Source organism: Pedococcus soli (genome assembly GCF_054782575.1).
In genome coordinates this window covers 424055-438434 of record NZ_BAAGSF010000005.1, presented here as the reverse complement: position 1 = coordinate 438434, position 14380 = coordinate 424055, and the positions used below count along the sequence as shown (strand labels likewise).

Here is a 14380-nt window from a genome sequence, read left to right as displayed (position 1 = left end):
TGCCCCCGGAACCACCCGGGGCACGCGGCATACCGTGGTCGTCGTGACGATCTTCCACCTCGCCGAACCCGCCCACTGGGCCGCTGCCCAGCTCTCGGGCAGCTACACGCAGTCGACACGCGGACGCACGATGGAGCAGGAGGGGTTCATCCACTGCTCGTCCGCGGAGCAGTGGCTCGTGGTGCGCCGCAACTTCTACGCCGACGTGCCAGAACCCTTGCTGCTGTTGGAGATCGACGTCGACGCGCTCGCCGAGCCGCCGGTCGTCGAGGTCGGGAACCCGGCGACGGGCGAGACCTTCCCGCACCTGTATGCCGCGCTGCCGACGGCCGCGGTCGTGCACGTGACCGAGCTCGCACCCCCGCACGGCGAGGACGTCGACCCGCGGCCGCTCAGCTGATCGAGAAGGCCAGCCCGTCGATGCGGGCGCGGATCTCGCCGTCCGTCGCCAGCCGCTCCCCCACGGCCGTGGCGATCTCCTGGACCCGCTGAGCCGGGAGGCCGGGCACGAGCGTGAGGGCGACGCGCAGAACGCCCTCACCCGGCGTCCCGCCGGTGAGGGCGTGGCCGACCACGTCGGGCTGCTCGTGCAGGGCGTCCGCCACGGCGGCCGCCACCTGGGGGTCCTCGTGCGCCGGGAGCCACTCGCGCTGCTGGGCCAGCGCCCAGACCATGCTCGGGCGCAGGGCGAGCGGCTGCTCGCCCGCGACGTCGACCACGATGACGTCGCACCGTTCGCTCACGGCGGCCTGCGCTGCGCGGGCGGCGGTCACGGGCACGGGGCGCGCCTGCGGGTCCCAGGCGGAGATCGCGTCCATCGAGGTGAAGACGGGCAGGGCCCGGGCACCGTCCGGCGCGACCAGCGTCACGGCGGCCATGTCCGTCTGCTTCTCGACCAGGTGCTCGCCGCTGTCGTCGACCGAGACCGGCTCGGCGACGATGGGGACGAGGAGCCGGGCGCCGGCCACCGCGGCCATCAGGGCGCGTTCGTCGGACGGGTCGGCGAGCGCGGCCGCGAGGGCCGGGTCGGCGGCGCCGGTGTCACCGTCGAACCCCGTTCCCGTCAGCTCACGACCGCCGAAGGGAATGCCCGCGGAGTCGTGCGAGGGCGTCGACCCGCTCACGGTCGTCCCGCCACGTCGAGCGCGTCGGGCAGCGTGAACGCCCCGCGGTAGAGCGCGGACCCCACGATGGCACCCTCGACGCCGTCGGCGACCAGGCCACGGATGGCCTCGATGTCGGCGAGCGTCGAGACTCCGCCCGAGGCGACGACCGGGCGGTCGGTGCGCGCGCAGACGTCCCGCAGCAGCTCGAGGTTCGGCCCCTTGAGCATGCCGTCCTTGTTGACGTCCGTGACGACGTAGCGCGCGCAGCCCTCGCGGTCGAGCCGCTCGAGCGTCTCCCAGAGGTCGCCACCTTCCTGCGTCCAGCCGCGTGCGGCCAACGTGGTGCCCCGGACGTCGAGGCCGACCGCGATCCGGTCACCGTGCTCGGCGATCGCGGCGGCGGTCCACTCCGGGTCCTCCAGCGCCGCCGTCCCGAGGTTGACCCGGCGGCAGCCGGTGGCCAGGGCCGCCTCGAGGGAGGCGGCGTCGCGGATGCCGCCGCTCATCTCCACCTTGATGTCGAGGCGCCCGACGATGTCAGCGAGCAGGTCGCGGTTCGAGCCACGCCCGAAGGCCGCGTCGAGGTCGACGAGGTGCAGCCACTCGGCACCCTGCTCCTGCCACGCGAGCGCCGCCTCCCACGGGTCGCCGAACTGGCCACCGGTGCCGGCCACCCCCTGCACGAGCTGGACGGCCTGGCCGTCGGCGACGTCGACGGCGGGCAGGAGTTCGAGGCGTGGCGTGGTCATGCGATGTCCTTCACGTGTCGTGCGGCGGTCGGTGGGGTGCGTCAGTGGTGTCGGTCGGTGGTGACTGTTCTGCCTGAGGGACAGGGTGTTCCGACAGGGTGGGGGACACCTCAGAGGGTGCGGACCCAGTTCTCGAGGAGCGCCAGCCCGGCGTCCCCGGACTTCTCGGGGTGGAACTGCGTCGCCGACAGGGGGCCGTTCTCGACGGCCGCGACGAAGCGGCCACCGTGGTCGGCCCAGGTGACCTTGGGCGCCACCGCGGCGAACGCGCCGGTGGGGGGCTCCAGGACCCAGTCCTGCACGGCATACGAGTGGACGAAGTAGAAGCGCTCGGACTCGACGCCCGAGAACAGCCGTGAGTCGCCCGGCGCCTCGACCCCGCTCCAACCCATGTGCGGCACGACCTCGGCGCGGAGCCGGGCGACGGTGCCGGGCCACTCCCCGAGGCCCTCCTGGGGCGTGCCGGTGGGTTCGTCGGAACCGTCGAACAGGACCTGCATCCCCACGCAGACCCCGAGGACGGGCCGCCCCCCGGCCAGGCGGGTCTCGATGACGAGCGGCCCGTCGGCGGCACGCAGGCCGGCCATGCACGCGTGGAAGTTGCCGACACCGGGGACGAACAGCCCGTCGGACTCCAGGGCCAGGCGACGGTCACCCGTCAGCGTCACCTGCGCGCCGACGTGCTCGAGGGCACGCACCGCGGAGCGGACGTTGCCACTGCCGTAGTCGAACACCACCACGTGTGCCATCAGCTCTCCTCCAGTTCGGCGCGGTGCTGCGCCTGCTCTGCCATGCGGGACTCGAAGCGCGCCACCGCCTGCGCGGTGGGTGCGACGACCTGTCCGCGGGGGTGGTCGGACGGTGCCAGCAGGTCGCCGCCGGGCAGGGACAGGACCTCGAGCACCCGCCGCAGGTACCGCAAAGCGTCGCCGGAGCCGTCCTTGAGGACCGCGTGGACCGCGGAAGGGCTGGTCCGGCTGTGCGCGGCCGCCACCAGCTCGGGCGGACGGGCCGGGTCGAGTCCCGGCGTGCGCAGCGGGCCGTTCTCGGGTTCCCACACCAGCCACCGGTGGCCGGCGCGGAACCCCTTGGGCTGCAGGCTGACCACCGCGCGGTGGTCGATGACGAACACCCCGATGGACGGCCGCAGCCGCAGGGGCACGGGCCGTCCCGCAAGCACCGTGACCGCGTCGTCGTACGGGGCCCGGGCGCGCGAGGAGCGCTCGGCCGGCAGCAGCGCCGTCCACTCCCCCAACGGCACGACGTCGCAGGCGACGAGCCCCCTGCGGACCCAGCCGGACACGGGGCCGGGCTTGGCCCGCACCAGGAGCAGTCCGCGCGAGTCCCGCGCGGGCTGCCACGGGACGCTCACGTGGAGAGGCTGCCCTTCGCGCTGGGGACGCCGACCACCCGCGGGTCGCGGGCCACCGCGGCCCGCAGCGCGCGGGCGACCGCCTTGAACTGCGCCTCGACGACGTGGTGGGGGTCGCGTCCGGACAGGACCCGGACGTGCAGGGCGATGCCGGCGCGGTAGGCGAAGGACTCCCAGACGTGACGGGTCAGGGAGCCGACGTAGTTGCCGCCGATGAGGACGTAGGCCTGGCCTTCCGGCTCACCGGTGTGGACGACGTAGGGACGGCCTGCGACGTCGACGACGGCCTGCACCAGCGCCTCGTCGAGGGGCACGGTGGCGTCACCGAACCGGGAGATCCCGCTCTTGTCGCCGAGCGCCTCCCGCAGCGCGTCGCCGAGCACGATCGCGACGTCCTCGACGGTGTGGTGCGCGTCGACGTCGACGTCGCCCGTCGCCTTGATGCGCAGGTCGATCAGCGAGTGCTTGGCCAACGAGGTGAGCATGTGGTCGTAGAACCGCACACCGGTCGACACGTCGGCGACGCCCGTGCCGTCGAGGTCCAGCTCGAGCTCGACGCTCGACTCGGACGTCGAGCGGCTCAGCGAGACCCTGCGGTCACCTGCGGTCACGACGGGCTCCTGTCCGTGGCTGTTGCAGCGATCTCGGCCACGGCGGCCAGGAACGCGTCCGTCTCGGCCGGGGTCCCGGCCGTCACACGAAGATAGTGGGGAATGCCGACGTCGCGGACCAGCACCCCGCGGTCCAGCAGCGCGCGCCACGTCGCGGCAGCGTCGACGAGTCCGCCGAAGAGCACGAAGTTGGCGTCGCTGGCGACCGGGTCGTAGCCGAGGGCGGCCAGCTCGGCGACCATCCGATCGCGCTGCTCCTTGATGACCTCGACGGTCCCGAGCATCTGGTCGGCGTGCGCGAGAGCCGCCAGCGCGATGGCCTGCGTCGGCGCCGACAGGTGGTACGGGAGACGCACCAGCCGCAGCGCGTCCACGAGAGCCGGGTCGGCGGCGAGGTAGCCGAGCCGTCCCCCCGCGAACGCGAACGCCTTGCTCATGGTGCGCGTCACGACGAGCCTCGGTCGTCCCTCGAGGAGGGTCAGGGCGCTCGGGGTGCCGGGGCGGGCGAACTCGGCGTAGGCCTCGTCCACCACCACCACGGCCCGCTCCGCCGCGGCATACACGGCCTCGACGACGTCGAGCGGCAACGCGGTGCCGGTGGGGTTGTTCGGTGAGCAGAGGAAGACCACGTGCGGCTGGTGCGCCCGCACCTGCTCCACCGCCGACGCCACGGTGAGGTCGAACGGTGCGTCGGTCCCCTGCCCTCGCAGCCCGTCGACCCACGTCGTGCCCACGCCGGTGCTGATGAGCGGGTGCATGGAGTAGGCGGGGGTGAAGCCCAGGGCCGTCCGGTCCGGGCCGCCGAAGGCCAGCACGAGGTGCTGGAGGACCTCGTTGGAGCCGTTGCCGGCCCACAGCTGAGCCGGCTCCAGCGCCACCCCCGTGGTGGAGGACAGGTATGCCGCGAGGGCGGTCCGCAGGTCCGTGAACTCCCGGTCGGGGTACCGGTTGAGGTCCGGTGCCACGGCGGCCACGCGGGCGGTGATGTCGGCCACGACGTCGGGCGGCACCGGGTAGGAGCTCTCGTTGGTGTTGAGGCGCACGGGCACGTCGAGCTGGGGCGCGCCGTAGGGGCTCGCGCCACGCAGGTCGGGGCGCAGCAGCTCCTCGAGGGGGGTCAGGTCGCTCACGACGTCCGCCCCGCTCAGGATGCGTCGAAGCGGGCCGTGACCGCCTCGCCGTGGGCGGGCAGGTCCTCGGCCTGGGAGAGCGTCACGACGTGGTGCGCGACCTCCTCGAGGGCGGACCGGCTGTAGTCGACGACGTGGATGCCACGCAGGAAGGACTGCACGGACAGGCCGCTGCTGTGGCAGGCGCACCCGCCGGTGGGCAGCACGTGGTTGGACCCGGCGATGTAGTCGCCCAGGCTCACGGGTGAGTACGGGCCGACGAAGACCGCGCCGGCGTTGCGCACCCGGGCGGCGACCGAGGACGCGTCCCGCGTCTGGATCTCCAGGTGCTCCGCGGCGTAGGCGTTGACGACGTCCAGGCCTCGCTCGAGGTCGTCCACGAGGACGACGCCGGACTGCGGGCCGGTGAGGGCGGTGCGCACGCGCTCCGCGTGCTTGGTCGCCGGGACTCGGCGCTCCACGGCCGCGGCGACCGCAGCGGCGAGCTCCGGGCTGTCGGTCACGAGGACCGATGCGGCGTTCGGGTCGTGCTCGGCCTGGCTGATGAGGTCGGCCGCGACGTGCACCGGGTCGGCGCAGTCGTCGGCGAGGACGGCGATCTCGGTGGTCCCGGCCTCCGAGTCGATGCCGATCAGGCCCTTGAGCAGGCGCTTGGCGGCCGTGACGTAGACGTTGCCGGGGCCGGTGACGAGGTTGACGGGCTCGGCCACGACGGCCTCCTCGCCCTCCCCGTCGGTGAACCCGTAGGCGAACGCGGCGACCGCCTGGGCACCACCCACGGCATACACCTCGTCGACGCCCAGCAGCGCGCAGGCGGCGAGGACGGTCGGGTGGGGGTAACCGGCGAACACACCCGTGTTCTCGCGCTGGGGCGGGCTGGCGACGGCCAGCGAGCCGACCTCGGCGATCTGTGCGGGGACGACGTTCATCACGACGCTGGAGGGGTAGACCGCACGGCCACCGGGCACGTAGAGGCCGACGCGGTCGACGGGGACCCAGCGCTCGCTGACGGTGCCACCCTCGGCGACCGTGGTCGTCGTGGTGGTGCGGCGCTGGTCCTCGTGGACGATGCGCGCCCTGCGGATCGACTCCTCGAGCGCGGTCCGCACGTCCGGGGCCAGGGTGTCGAGGGCCGCGGCGATGACGTCGGCGGGCACGCGCAGGCTCGTGGGGCGGACCCCGTCGAACCGTTCGCCGAGGTCGTAGAGGGCCTCGGCGCCGCGGTGCCGCACGTCCTCGCACAGCGGCCGGACGGTCTCGACCGCCGCCGCGACGTCGAACTCGGCGCGGGGCAGGAGGTGGCGCAGCTCGCGGACACCGAGCACGCGTCCGCGCAGGTCGATCGTGGACATCATGGGGCCAAGTCTAGGCGGGGCCGTTCGCGGCTCCTGTGGCGGTCTCAGCCCCCGGAGCCCTGGCGTGGCATGAGCGGGTCCGTCGGGACCTCGGGGCCCACCCGCGGGTCCGGGCCCAGCCCGCCCGCACCCGGGCGGCTCGTGGAGCCGTCGGGGTCCACCTGCCCGTCAGCGCTGCGGGCGTCGTGGCGGAAGGTCGCCTCGATGCTGTCGGCCACCTCGTCGCGGGGCCACCGGGCAGCCAGCAGTACGAGCACGCCGAGGGTGATCACCGCGCAGATACCGACCGCGGCCGCGGCCGAGGTGTGCTCGGAGATCCACCCCGCCGCGAGGAAGCAGACGCCCGTCACGCCGACGGACATGGCCCCCGCGAGACCGAACACGCGGCCCCTCATCGTGGGTGGGACCAGCAGGGTGAAGGCCGACTGGAGCGGCAGCATGTAGCACTGGAGGGCGCCCGAGAGGAACCACGCCACCCACACCACGGGCAGCGGCGGCTCGAAGATCGTCGCGAGCAACGGCAGCGGCATGAGCACCGCGAGGCGCATGACGAGCCGGAACTGGCGCTCGGCGGGGAGCCTGGCGATGAGCAGCACACCGACGACTGCACCGAGGATGGGCGCGGCCATGAGCAGGCCGCCCCACGAGGACGAGCCGCTGTGCTGGGTGCCGTACGGCAGGGCGACGGCCTCGGGCGCGGCGATGGCCAGGGCGCTGGCGAGCGAGAGCAGCAGCAGCATGGTCAGGACGCGGCTGGAACGGATCTGCTGCCAGCCGTGGGCCAGGTCGCCGGCCAGGCTGTAGAGCGGGGTCTCCGTGGTCTCGGCCAGCGACCTCGGCGGAGTGATCCACATGAGCAGGGCGGCACCGAGCACGAAGGTGGCCAGGTCGAGCAGGAGGGCCTGGGTGTCCCCGATGACCCCGACGATGACACCACCGATGGCCAGGCCGATGGCTTGGTTGATCTGGGTGGCGAGGGTGTTCAGCCCGAACGCGCGGGCGTAGAGCCGGCGGTCGGGGAAGATGTCGGTGAGCAGCACCTGGCCGGCCGTGATGGCCGGACCGCCGACGAACTCGAGCACGAACACGATCGACAGCACGAGCGCGAGCGACTCGGTCGTCGACACGGTCGCGATCAGGGCCAGGACGAGCAGCGCGCGCAGGAGGTGCGTGCCGACCATGACGGTCCGTGCGGGCCAGCGGTCGCACAGGGGCGACAGCAGTGCCCTGCCGAGGATGCTCGGCACCAGGGACACGGCGAACGTGGCCGCCGTGGCGAGGGCCGAACCGGTCCAGGCGAACACGACCGAGGCGATCGTGATGCGGGCGATGTAGTCGCCCCACGTCGACAGCGTGGCGGCCATGAAGACGGGCAGGAACACCGGGGCGCGAAGCACCTCGGTGTACGAGGGCACCACAACGGCACCGTCCCTGCCCCTGACCATGCGCCGACCGTACCTCGCTACCGCGAACCGTAAAAGTCGAACTCGGTCACCGTCCGGGCGTGTCGGGCCGCCCGGCGGTACCTGCCCGCGAGGTCTGCTCCGGAGCCCGGATCGCCACCGAGGATGCGGCTCACGCCGTCGGCGACCCGCAGGTCGGAGGGCACGCTGTCGACGGGCCGGCCGCGGTAGAGCACCGCGGCGTTGCGCAGCCGGGAGGCCAGGGTCCAGGACTCCCGCAGGGCCTCGGCGTGCTCGGCGCTGATGAGTCCGGCGCCCTCGGCCGCCTCGAGCGCAGGCAGCGTGCTCGTGGTCCGCAGGCCCGGCACGTCGTGGGCGTGCTGCATCTGGAGCAGCTGGATCGTCCACTCGACGTCGGTCAGGCCACCGCGCCCGAGCTTGAAATGGCTCTTGGGGTCGGCCCCGCGGGGCAGCCGCTCGGCCTCCATGCGCGCCTTGAGGCGGCGGATCTCCCGGACCTGATCGGGGGTGAGCCCGGCGTCCGGCCAGCGCAGGGGGTCGATCAGCTCGACGAACCTCTCCCCCAGCCCGACGTCGCCGGCGATGGGGGTCGCGCGCAGCAGCGCCTGCGACTCCCAGGTGAGCGACCAGCGCGAGTAGTAGGCGCGGTAGCTCTCCAGGCTCCGCACGAGTGGTCCGTTCTTGCCCTCGGGGCGCAGGTCGGCGTCGAGCCCCAGCCCGGTGTCGGGTCCGGCACCGCCGAGCAGGCGGCGCAGCTCCTGCACCGTGGCGAGGGCCTGGTCCTGGGCGGCGGCCTCGGAGGCGCCGTCGACGGGCTCGTGGACGAACAGCACGTCGGCGTCGGAGCCGTACCCCACTTCGCCGCCCCCGAGTCGTCCCATGCCGACGACGAGCAGCCGGGTGGCGGGCGGGCCGTGCTGCTCCGCCACGACGCGGACGGCCACGGACAGCGCTGCCTCGAGGAGCGCGGCCACGAGGTCCGTCAGCGCGGTGCCGACCTCGCGCAGGTCCAGCTGCCCCGTCAGGTCGGCGACGGCGATTCGGAAGAGCTCCTGGCGGCGCAGGCTCCGCGCTGCGCGGACGGCCCGGTCCGGGTCCTCCTGACGACCTGCAGCGGCGGTCATCCGCTTGACCAGGTCGGCGCGCGGCAGGGGCGTGAGCCCCCCGGTCTCGCCGAGGATCGCGACGGACTCGGGGGCACCGACGAGGAGGTCGGCGGCATACCGGCTGCGCCCGAGGACGTGCGCCAGGCGCTCGGCGGCCGTGCCCTCGTCGCGCAGGAGGCGCAGGTACCAGTGGGTCGAGCCGAGCTCCTCGCTCACCTTCCGGAAGGCCAGGAGCCCCCCGTCGGGGTCGGCCTCGTCGGCGAACCACGCCAGCATCACCGGCAGGAGGGTGCGCTGGATGGCCGCACGGCGGCTCACGCCTGAGGTGAGTGCCTCGAGGTGGCGGATGGCACCGGCGGGGTCACGGAAGCCGAGCGCCGCGAGCCGCTCGCGGGCGGCCTCCGGACCGAGGCGGGCCTCGGAGCTGCTCAGCTTGGCGACGGCAGCCAGCAGGGGCCGGTAGAAGAGGCGCTCGTGGATGCGGCGGACCTCGCGCGCCTGCTGCTGCCACTGCGTGACGACCGCCTTGGCGGGGTCCGAGCGGTGTCCCAGCGCCCGGCCGAGGCGGCGCAGGTCCGCCTCCCCCGTCGGCATGAGGTGCGTCCGCCGGAGCCGGAACAGCTGGATGCGGTGCTCGAGGGTGCGCAGCAGGCGGTAGGCGTCGTCGAGCGTGGCGGCGTCCTCGCGCCCGACGTACCCACCCCGCGCGAGCGCGTCCAGGGCCTCGAGGGTCGTGCCGGAGCGCAGCGAGTCGTCGGAGCGGCCGTGGACGAGCTGGAGCAGCTGCACGCTGAACTCGACGTCACGCAGCCCGCCGGGACCGAGCTTGAGCTGGCGGTCCGCCTCAGCGGCGGGGACGTGCTGCTCCACGCGGCGCCGCATCGACTGGACGTCCTCGACGAAGTTCTCGCGGGACGCCGCCTGCCACACCATGGGGCGGACGGCGTCGAGGTAGGCCTCCCCGAGCGCGCGGTCGCCGGCCACCGGACGCGCCTTGAGCAGGGCCTGGAACTCCCAGGTCTTCGCCCAGCGCTCGTAGTAGGCGCGGTGGCTCTCGATGGTCCGCACCAGGGGCCCGTTCTTGCCCTCGGGGCGCAGCGCCGCGTCGACTGGCCACAGGGTGCCCTCGCCGGTCGAGGTGGAGCAGGCGCGCATGAGGTGGGTGGCCAGCGAGGTCGCGGCACCGATGGCGCGCGCCTCCTCGACGCCCTCGCGCGGCTCGGCCACGAAGATGACGTCGACGTCGCTGACGTAGTTGAGCTCGCGCCCACCGGTCTTCCCCATGCCGATCACGGTGAAGTCGCACAGGTCGGCGTCCTCCCCGACGTGCTGACGGGCGATCTCCAGGGCGGCCTCGAGGGCAGCCTCCGCGAGGTCGGCGAGCGCTGCCGCCGCCTCCGGCAGGGCTGCAGGCGGGTCGTCCGTCGTGAGGTCCAGGGCCGCGATCCCGAGCAGCTGCCGTCGATAGCCGATCCGCAGCGCGTCGTATGCCGTGCGGTCACCGGGGTCCCGGACCGCGTCCACGAGGTCGTGGACGCGCTGCGCGGGGGTGCGGGGTGCGGCCTCGGTGACGCTGCGCCAGTGCTCGGGGTGCGCGACCAGGTGGTCGGCGAGCGCGGTCGAGGCACCGAGCACGGCGAACAGCCGGTCGCGGGCCGGGCCGGAGTGGCGCAGGGCCGCGACGAGGCCGCTGACCTCCACACCCGTCCCGGACTCGGCGTCGCGTCGCTTCGGCTCGCCGGCACGCAGCGACTCCATCAGGCGCACCAGGCTGAGCAGCGCCAGGTCGGGGTCGGCGACCGCGGACAGGGCGTCCGGCAGGCCGTCGTTGAAGAGGTCGTCGAACGGGTCGACGAGTCCCGCGAGCGCCCGGTCGGCCAGGAGCTGCTCGGCGCGCGGCGGGTCGGCGAAGCCGAGCCGAGCCAGGGTCGCGGTCTGGGAGACCGCCCGGCCGGCCATCACGACCACGCGCCGCGTGACCGGAGGGGACCGGCCTGCCGCCGGCCGCGCCGTGGCGGACGCGGTCCCGGCGCGATACCGGTCCTCACAGTCCGGGCAGGTAGCGCTCGAGCTCGAACCGGGTGATCTCGCCGCGGTAGTCGTCCCACTCGGCGCGCTTGTTGCGCAGGAAGAAGTCGAACACGTGCTCGCCGAGGGTGTCGGCGACGAGGTCGCTCTTCTCCATCACCCGGATGGCCTCGTGCAGGGACGTCGGCAGCGGCTCGATGCCCATCGCCTGGCGCTCGGCCGACGTCAGGCCCCACACGTCGTCCTCGGTCTCGGGCGGCAGCTCGTAGTCCTCCTCGATCCCCTTGAGGCCCGCGGACAGCATGAGCGCGAACGCCAGGTAGGGGTTGCACGCCGCGTCCAGGGTGCGCACCTCGACCCGGCTGCTCTGTCCCTTGGTCGGCTTGTACATCGGGACACGGACCATCGCGGACCGGTTGTTGTGGCCCCAGGTCAGGTGGGCCGGCGCCTCGCCGCCACCCCAGAGGCGCTTGTAGGAGTTCACCCACTGGTTGGTCACGGCCGTGATCTCGGCGCCGTGGCGCAGCAGGCCGGCGATGAACTGGCGGCCCACCTTGCTCAGCTGGTAGGGCGCCCCGGCCTCGTAGAAGGCGTTGCTGTCGCCGTCGAAGAGGGACATGTGGGTGTGCATGCCGGAGCCGGGGTGGTCGGCGAACGGCTTGGGCATGAAGGAGGCGAAGATGCCCTGCTCGAGCGCGACCTCCTTGATCACCGTCCGGAACGTCATGATGTTGTCGGCGGTGGAGAGGGCGTCGGCGTAGCGCAGGTCGATCTCGTTCTGCCCCGGCCCGCCCTCGTGGTGGCTGAACTCCACCGAGATGCCCATCGACTCGAGCATCGTGATCGCGGCGCGGCGGAAGTCGTGCCCGGTGCCGTGCGGGACGTGGTCGAAGTACCCGGCCTGGTCGACCGGTTCCGGGCTGTCACCGGGTGTGAAGCCCTGCTTGAGGAGGTAGAACTCGATCTCGGGGTGCGTGTAGAACGTGAACCCGAGGTCGGACGCCTTCCCCAGCGCGCGCTGCAGGACGTGGCGGGGGTCGGCGAAGCTGGGCGATCCGTCGGGGAGGGTGATGTCGCAGAACATCCGGGCCGTGCCAGGGTTCTCACCGCGCCACGGGAGCACCTGGAACGTCGCCGGGTCCGGCTTGGCCAGCATGTCGGCCTCGTAGACGCGCGCGAAGCCCTCGATCGCCGAGCCGTCGAACCCGATGCCCTCGGCGAACGCGCCCTCCAGCTCGGCCGGCGCGACGGCCACCGACTTCAGGGTCCCGAGCACGTCGGTGAACCACAACCGCACGAAGCGGATGTCCCGCTCCTCGATGGTGCGAAGGACGAACTCCTGCTGACGATCCATGGGGGTGATCCTGCCCTAGAAGGGTGACGCGGGGGGTGCCGCACCACCGTGGTGTTCAGCTGGCGAGAACCGACTGCGCAGCGTTGTGGCCCGGTATGCCGCTGACGCCGCCACCGCGGCGAGCGCCGGCGCCCGCGATGCGCACCCTGGGGTGCCGGGTCTCGACGCCCCACGTGCCGACCTCGCTCGCCTGCTCGGCCCAGGGCCACTGCAGGGAGCGGTGGAAGATGTTGCCGCCCGGCAGCCCCAGGTCCGCCTCGAGCTCGACCGGGGTGCGGGCCTCCAGGCAGAACGCCCCGTCACCGTCCCGGAGCAGCACGTCCTGGATGGGCTCGGCCAGCACCGAGTTCAACGACTCCAGGATGCGGGCCAGGGCGAGGTCCTTGGCGGCGTCGTGCTCCTCCGCACTGCCCCGGAAGAGGCGGGCAGGCAGGTGCAGGCCGAACAGCGTCAGCGTCTGGGCGTCGGTGGCGGCGAGCTCGGCACCGAGGATCGAACGGTCGGAGAGGCTGTGGCAGTAGATCTCGCACGGCGGCAGGTCGGGCACGCGCCCGGCCGCCGCCGCGGCATACGAGTCCTGGAGCTGGGTGTAGCCCTCGTTGATGTGGAAGGTCCCGGCGAACGCCCCGGTCGGGTCCACGGAGGAGTCGCGCAGGCGGGGCAGCCGTGAGAGCAGCATGTTGACCTTGAGCTGGGCCCCTTCGGGTTCGGCCTCCGTCTCGACGGGGTCTGCCCCCGCGGCCTCGAGCAGTCGGTTGAGCACCACCGGTGCGCAGGCCGCGTGGATGGTCGAGGCCGTCGCGGAGCCGCCGTCCCAGCGGACCTCCCCTTCGGGGTCGAGGGCGAGCACCCTTGTCCCCGTGCGGATCTCGGCACCGGCGGCGACGGCAGCGCGCGCGAGGCCGTCGGTGACGGCGCCCATCCCCCCGACCGGGACGTCCCAGTCGCCCGTGCCGCCACCGATCAGGTGGTAGAGGAAGCAGACGTTCTGCCGCAGGTCGTCACCGCGCAGGTCGGCGAAGGTGCCGATGAGCGCGTCGGTGGCCACGATCCCGCGCACGGTGTCGTCGGTGAACGTCGCCTCGAGCACCTCGCCGAGCGGACGGCGCACCAACGCCTGCCAGAGCTCGTCGTCGCCCACGAGGGCGGCGAGGTCGTCCTCGGTCCGCAGGGGTTCGAGGACCGTCGGGAAGACCTTCTCCGCGAGGCGCTGCACGCGACCGTAGAAGTCGTCCCAGGCGGTGTGCTCGCCGGCACCACCCGTGAGCGCGGCGAAGCCCGAGGCGGTCGCGCCCGGGTCGCCGTGGTCGACCAGCAGACCGCGGGCGGGGTCGGCCGGCACAGGGGTGAAGGAGGAGTACCGGCGACGGATCAGCCGGACGTCGAGGTCGAGGTCGGTCATCACCTGCTTGGGCAGGAGCGAGACGAGGTAGGAGTACCGCGAGAGGCGGGCGTCCACGCCGGGGAAGGCCTGGGCAGACACGGCCGCGCCCCCCACGTGGTCGGCAGCCTCGAGCACGAGGACCTTTCGGCCGGCTCGGGCGAGGTAGGCGGCGGCGGTGAGCCCGTTGTGGCCGGCACCGATGACGACGTCGTCGTAGTTCACGGCGCCGAGCCTACGGGCTGTCGAGCAGGCGGAGTCCGGCACCCGGTCCGCCCGGCCGCCCCTGCGTCAGGGCCTACGGTGGGACGGTGAGCCGCCCCTCGGGTCGACGCGACGAGACCACGCCGCCGGACGGCGACGCCCTGAGGGCCGCAGTGCGCCCGCGCGCCGGGCTGCCGGGACGCCGTCCGTCACGACGACCCCTGGAGGTCGACGGCGTGGATGCCTCGTTGCAGCCCCTCATCGACCGTGCCGTCACGGACCTGGCGGACCGGGTGGGGGTCCCACCGGACGAGGTGGTGGTGGAGGTTGCGGCATCGGTGACCTGGTCGGACAGCTCGTGCGGGTGCCCCCAGCCCGACCGGTCGTATGCCCAGGGGCCGGTCGACGGGGCGTACGTCCGCCTCCGCGCGGGCGGACGCGTCTTCCACTTTCACGGCGGCGGAGGTCGCCCCATCTTCCTCTGCGACGGCTGAGCGGTCGCCCCCGTACCCTCCGTCCGCCGCAGGTCGGGGTCGACCGCACCGTGGTCACGCAAGAAA

At 73.4% G+C, this 14380-nt stretch carries 13 protein-coding genes; 2 read left to right on the top strand and 11 right to left on the bottom strand.

Annotated features, from left to right (window positions below; translation table 11 throughout):
* The first annotated feature begins 43 nt into the window (after positions 1–43).
* Complete coding sequence (locus ACYVKF_RS15160; RefSeq protein ID WP_460967502.1) at positions 44–400, top strand: DUF952 domain-containing protein; 357 nt, start codon at positions 44–46, stop codon at positions 398–400.
* On the opposite strand, the gene ACYVKF_RS15155 is transcribed toward ACYVKF_RS15160, so the two are convergent.
* The 11 genes from ACYVKF_RS15155 to ACYVKF_RS15105 form a co-directional block, all read right to left on the bottom strand.
* Positions 393–1124, bottom strand: coding sequence for an SseB family protein (locus tag ACYVKF_RS15155; RefSeq protein WP_460967500.1), 732 nt, complete (start codon positions 1122–1124; stop codon positions 393–395). The genes ACYVKF_RS15160 and ACYVKF_RS15155 overlap by 8 nt on opposite strands.
* The gene (gene priA / locus ACYVKF_RS15150) at positions 1121–1855 is read right to left on the bottom strand and encodes a bifunctional 1-(5-phosphoribosyl)-5-((5-phosphoribosylamino)methylideneamino)imidazole-4-carboxamide isomerase/phosphoribosylanthranilate isomerase PriA (RefSeq protein ID WP_460967498.1); all 735 of its coding nucleotides are present in this window, start codon (positions 1853–1855) and stop codon (positions 1121–1123) included. Before priA ends, ACYVKF_RS15155 begins: the two co-directional genes overlap by 4 nt.
* Before the next feature lie 110 nt (positions 1856–1965).
* Entirely contained in the window at positions 1966–2604 is a 639-nt protein-coding gene (gene hisH, locus ACYVKF_RS15145) for an imidazole glycerol phosphate synthase subunit HisH (RefSeq protein ID WP_056917519.1), read from the bottom strand.
* On the bottom strand, positions 2604–3227 hold the full coding sequence (locus ACYVKF_RS15140) for a hypothetical protein (RefSeq protein ID WP_460967496.1): 624 nt from the start codon (positions 3225–3227) through the stop codon (positions 2604–2606). Before ACYVKF_RS15140 ends, hisH begins: the two co-directional genes overlap by 1 nt.
* Positions 3224–3838 carry an imidazoleglycerol-phosphate dehydratase HisB gene (gene hisB, locus ACYVKF_RS15135; protein ID WP_056917521.1) on the bottom strand — a complete coding sequence of 205 codons (615 nt, stop codon included), beginning with the start codon at positions 3836–3838 and terminating at the stop codon, positions 3224–3226. The genes ACYVKF_RS15140 and hisB overlap by 4 nt, the downstream gene beginning before the upstream one ends.
* Complete coding sequence (locus ACYVKF_RS15130; protein ID WP_460967537.1) at positions 3835–4959, bottom strand: histidinol-phosphate transaminase; 1125 nt, start codon at positions 4957–4959, stop codon at positions 3835–3837. Before ACYVKF_RS15130 ends, hisB begins: the two co-directional genes overlap by 4 nt.
* 23 nt (positions 4960–4982) lie before the next feature.
* Positions 4983–6323: a histidinol dehydrogenase gene (hisD, locus tag ACYVKF_RS15125; protein WP_460967493.1), complete on the bottom strand. Its 1341-nt coding sequence runs from the start codon at positions 6321–6323 to the stop codon at positions 4983–4985.
* 44 nt (positions 6324–6367) lie between these two features.
* A complete protein-coding gene (locus ACYVKF_RS15120) occupies positions 6368–7768 on the bottom strand; it encodes an MFS transporter (RefSeq protein ID WP_082553353.1) in 1401 nt (466 codons plus the stop codon).
* A gap of 17 nt (positions 7769–7785) precedes the next feature.
* Positions 7786–10812: a bifunctional [glutamine synthetase] adenylyltransferase/[glutamine synthetase]-adenylyl-L-tyrosine phosphorylase gene (locus ACYVKF_RS15115; RefSeq protein WP_460967536.1), complete on the bottom strand. Its 3027-nt coding sequence runs from the start codon at positions 10810–10812 to the stop codon at positions 7786–7788.
* A gap of 85 nt (positions 10813–10897) precedes the next feature.
* The gene (gene glnA / locus ACYVKF_RS15110) at positions 10898–12235 is read right to left on the bottom strand and encodes a type I glutamate--ammonia ligase (protein ID WP_056917524.1); all 1338 of its coding nucleotides are present in this window, start codon (positions 12233–12235) and stop codon (positions 10898–10900) included.
* Between the two features lie 55 nt (positions 12236–12290).
* Complete coding sequence (locus ACYVKF_RS15105; RefSeq protein WP_460967490.1) at positions 12291–13841, bottom strand: phytoene desaturase family protein; 1551 nt, start codon at positions 13839–13841, stop codon at positions 12291–12293.
* An 86-nt stretch (positions 13842–13927) separates the two neighbouring features.
* Here ACYVKF_RS15105 and ACYVKF_RS15100 point away from each other — a divergent pair, with 86 nt between their 5' ends.
* Entirely contained in the window at positions 13928–14314 is a 387-nt protein-coding gene (locus ACYVKF_RS15100; protein WP_460967488.1) for a hypothetical protein, read from the top strand.
* Positions 14315–14380: the final 66 nt, after the last annotated feature.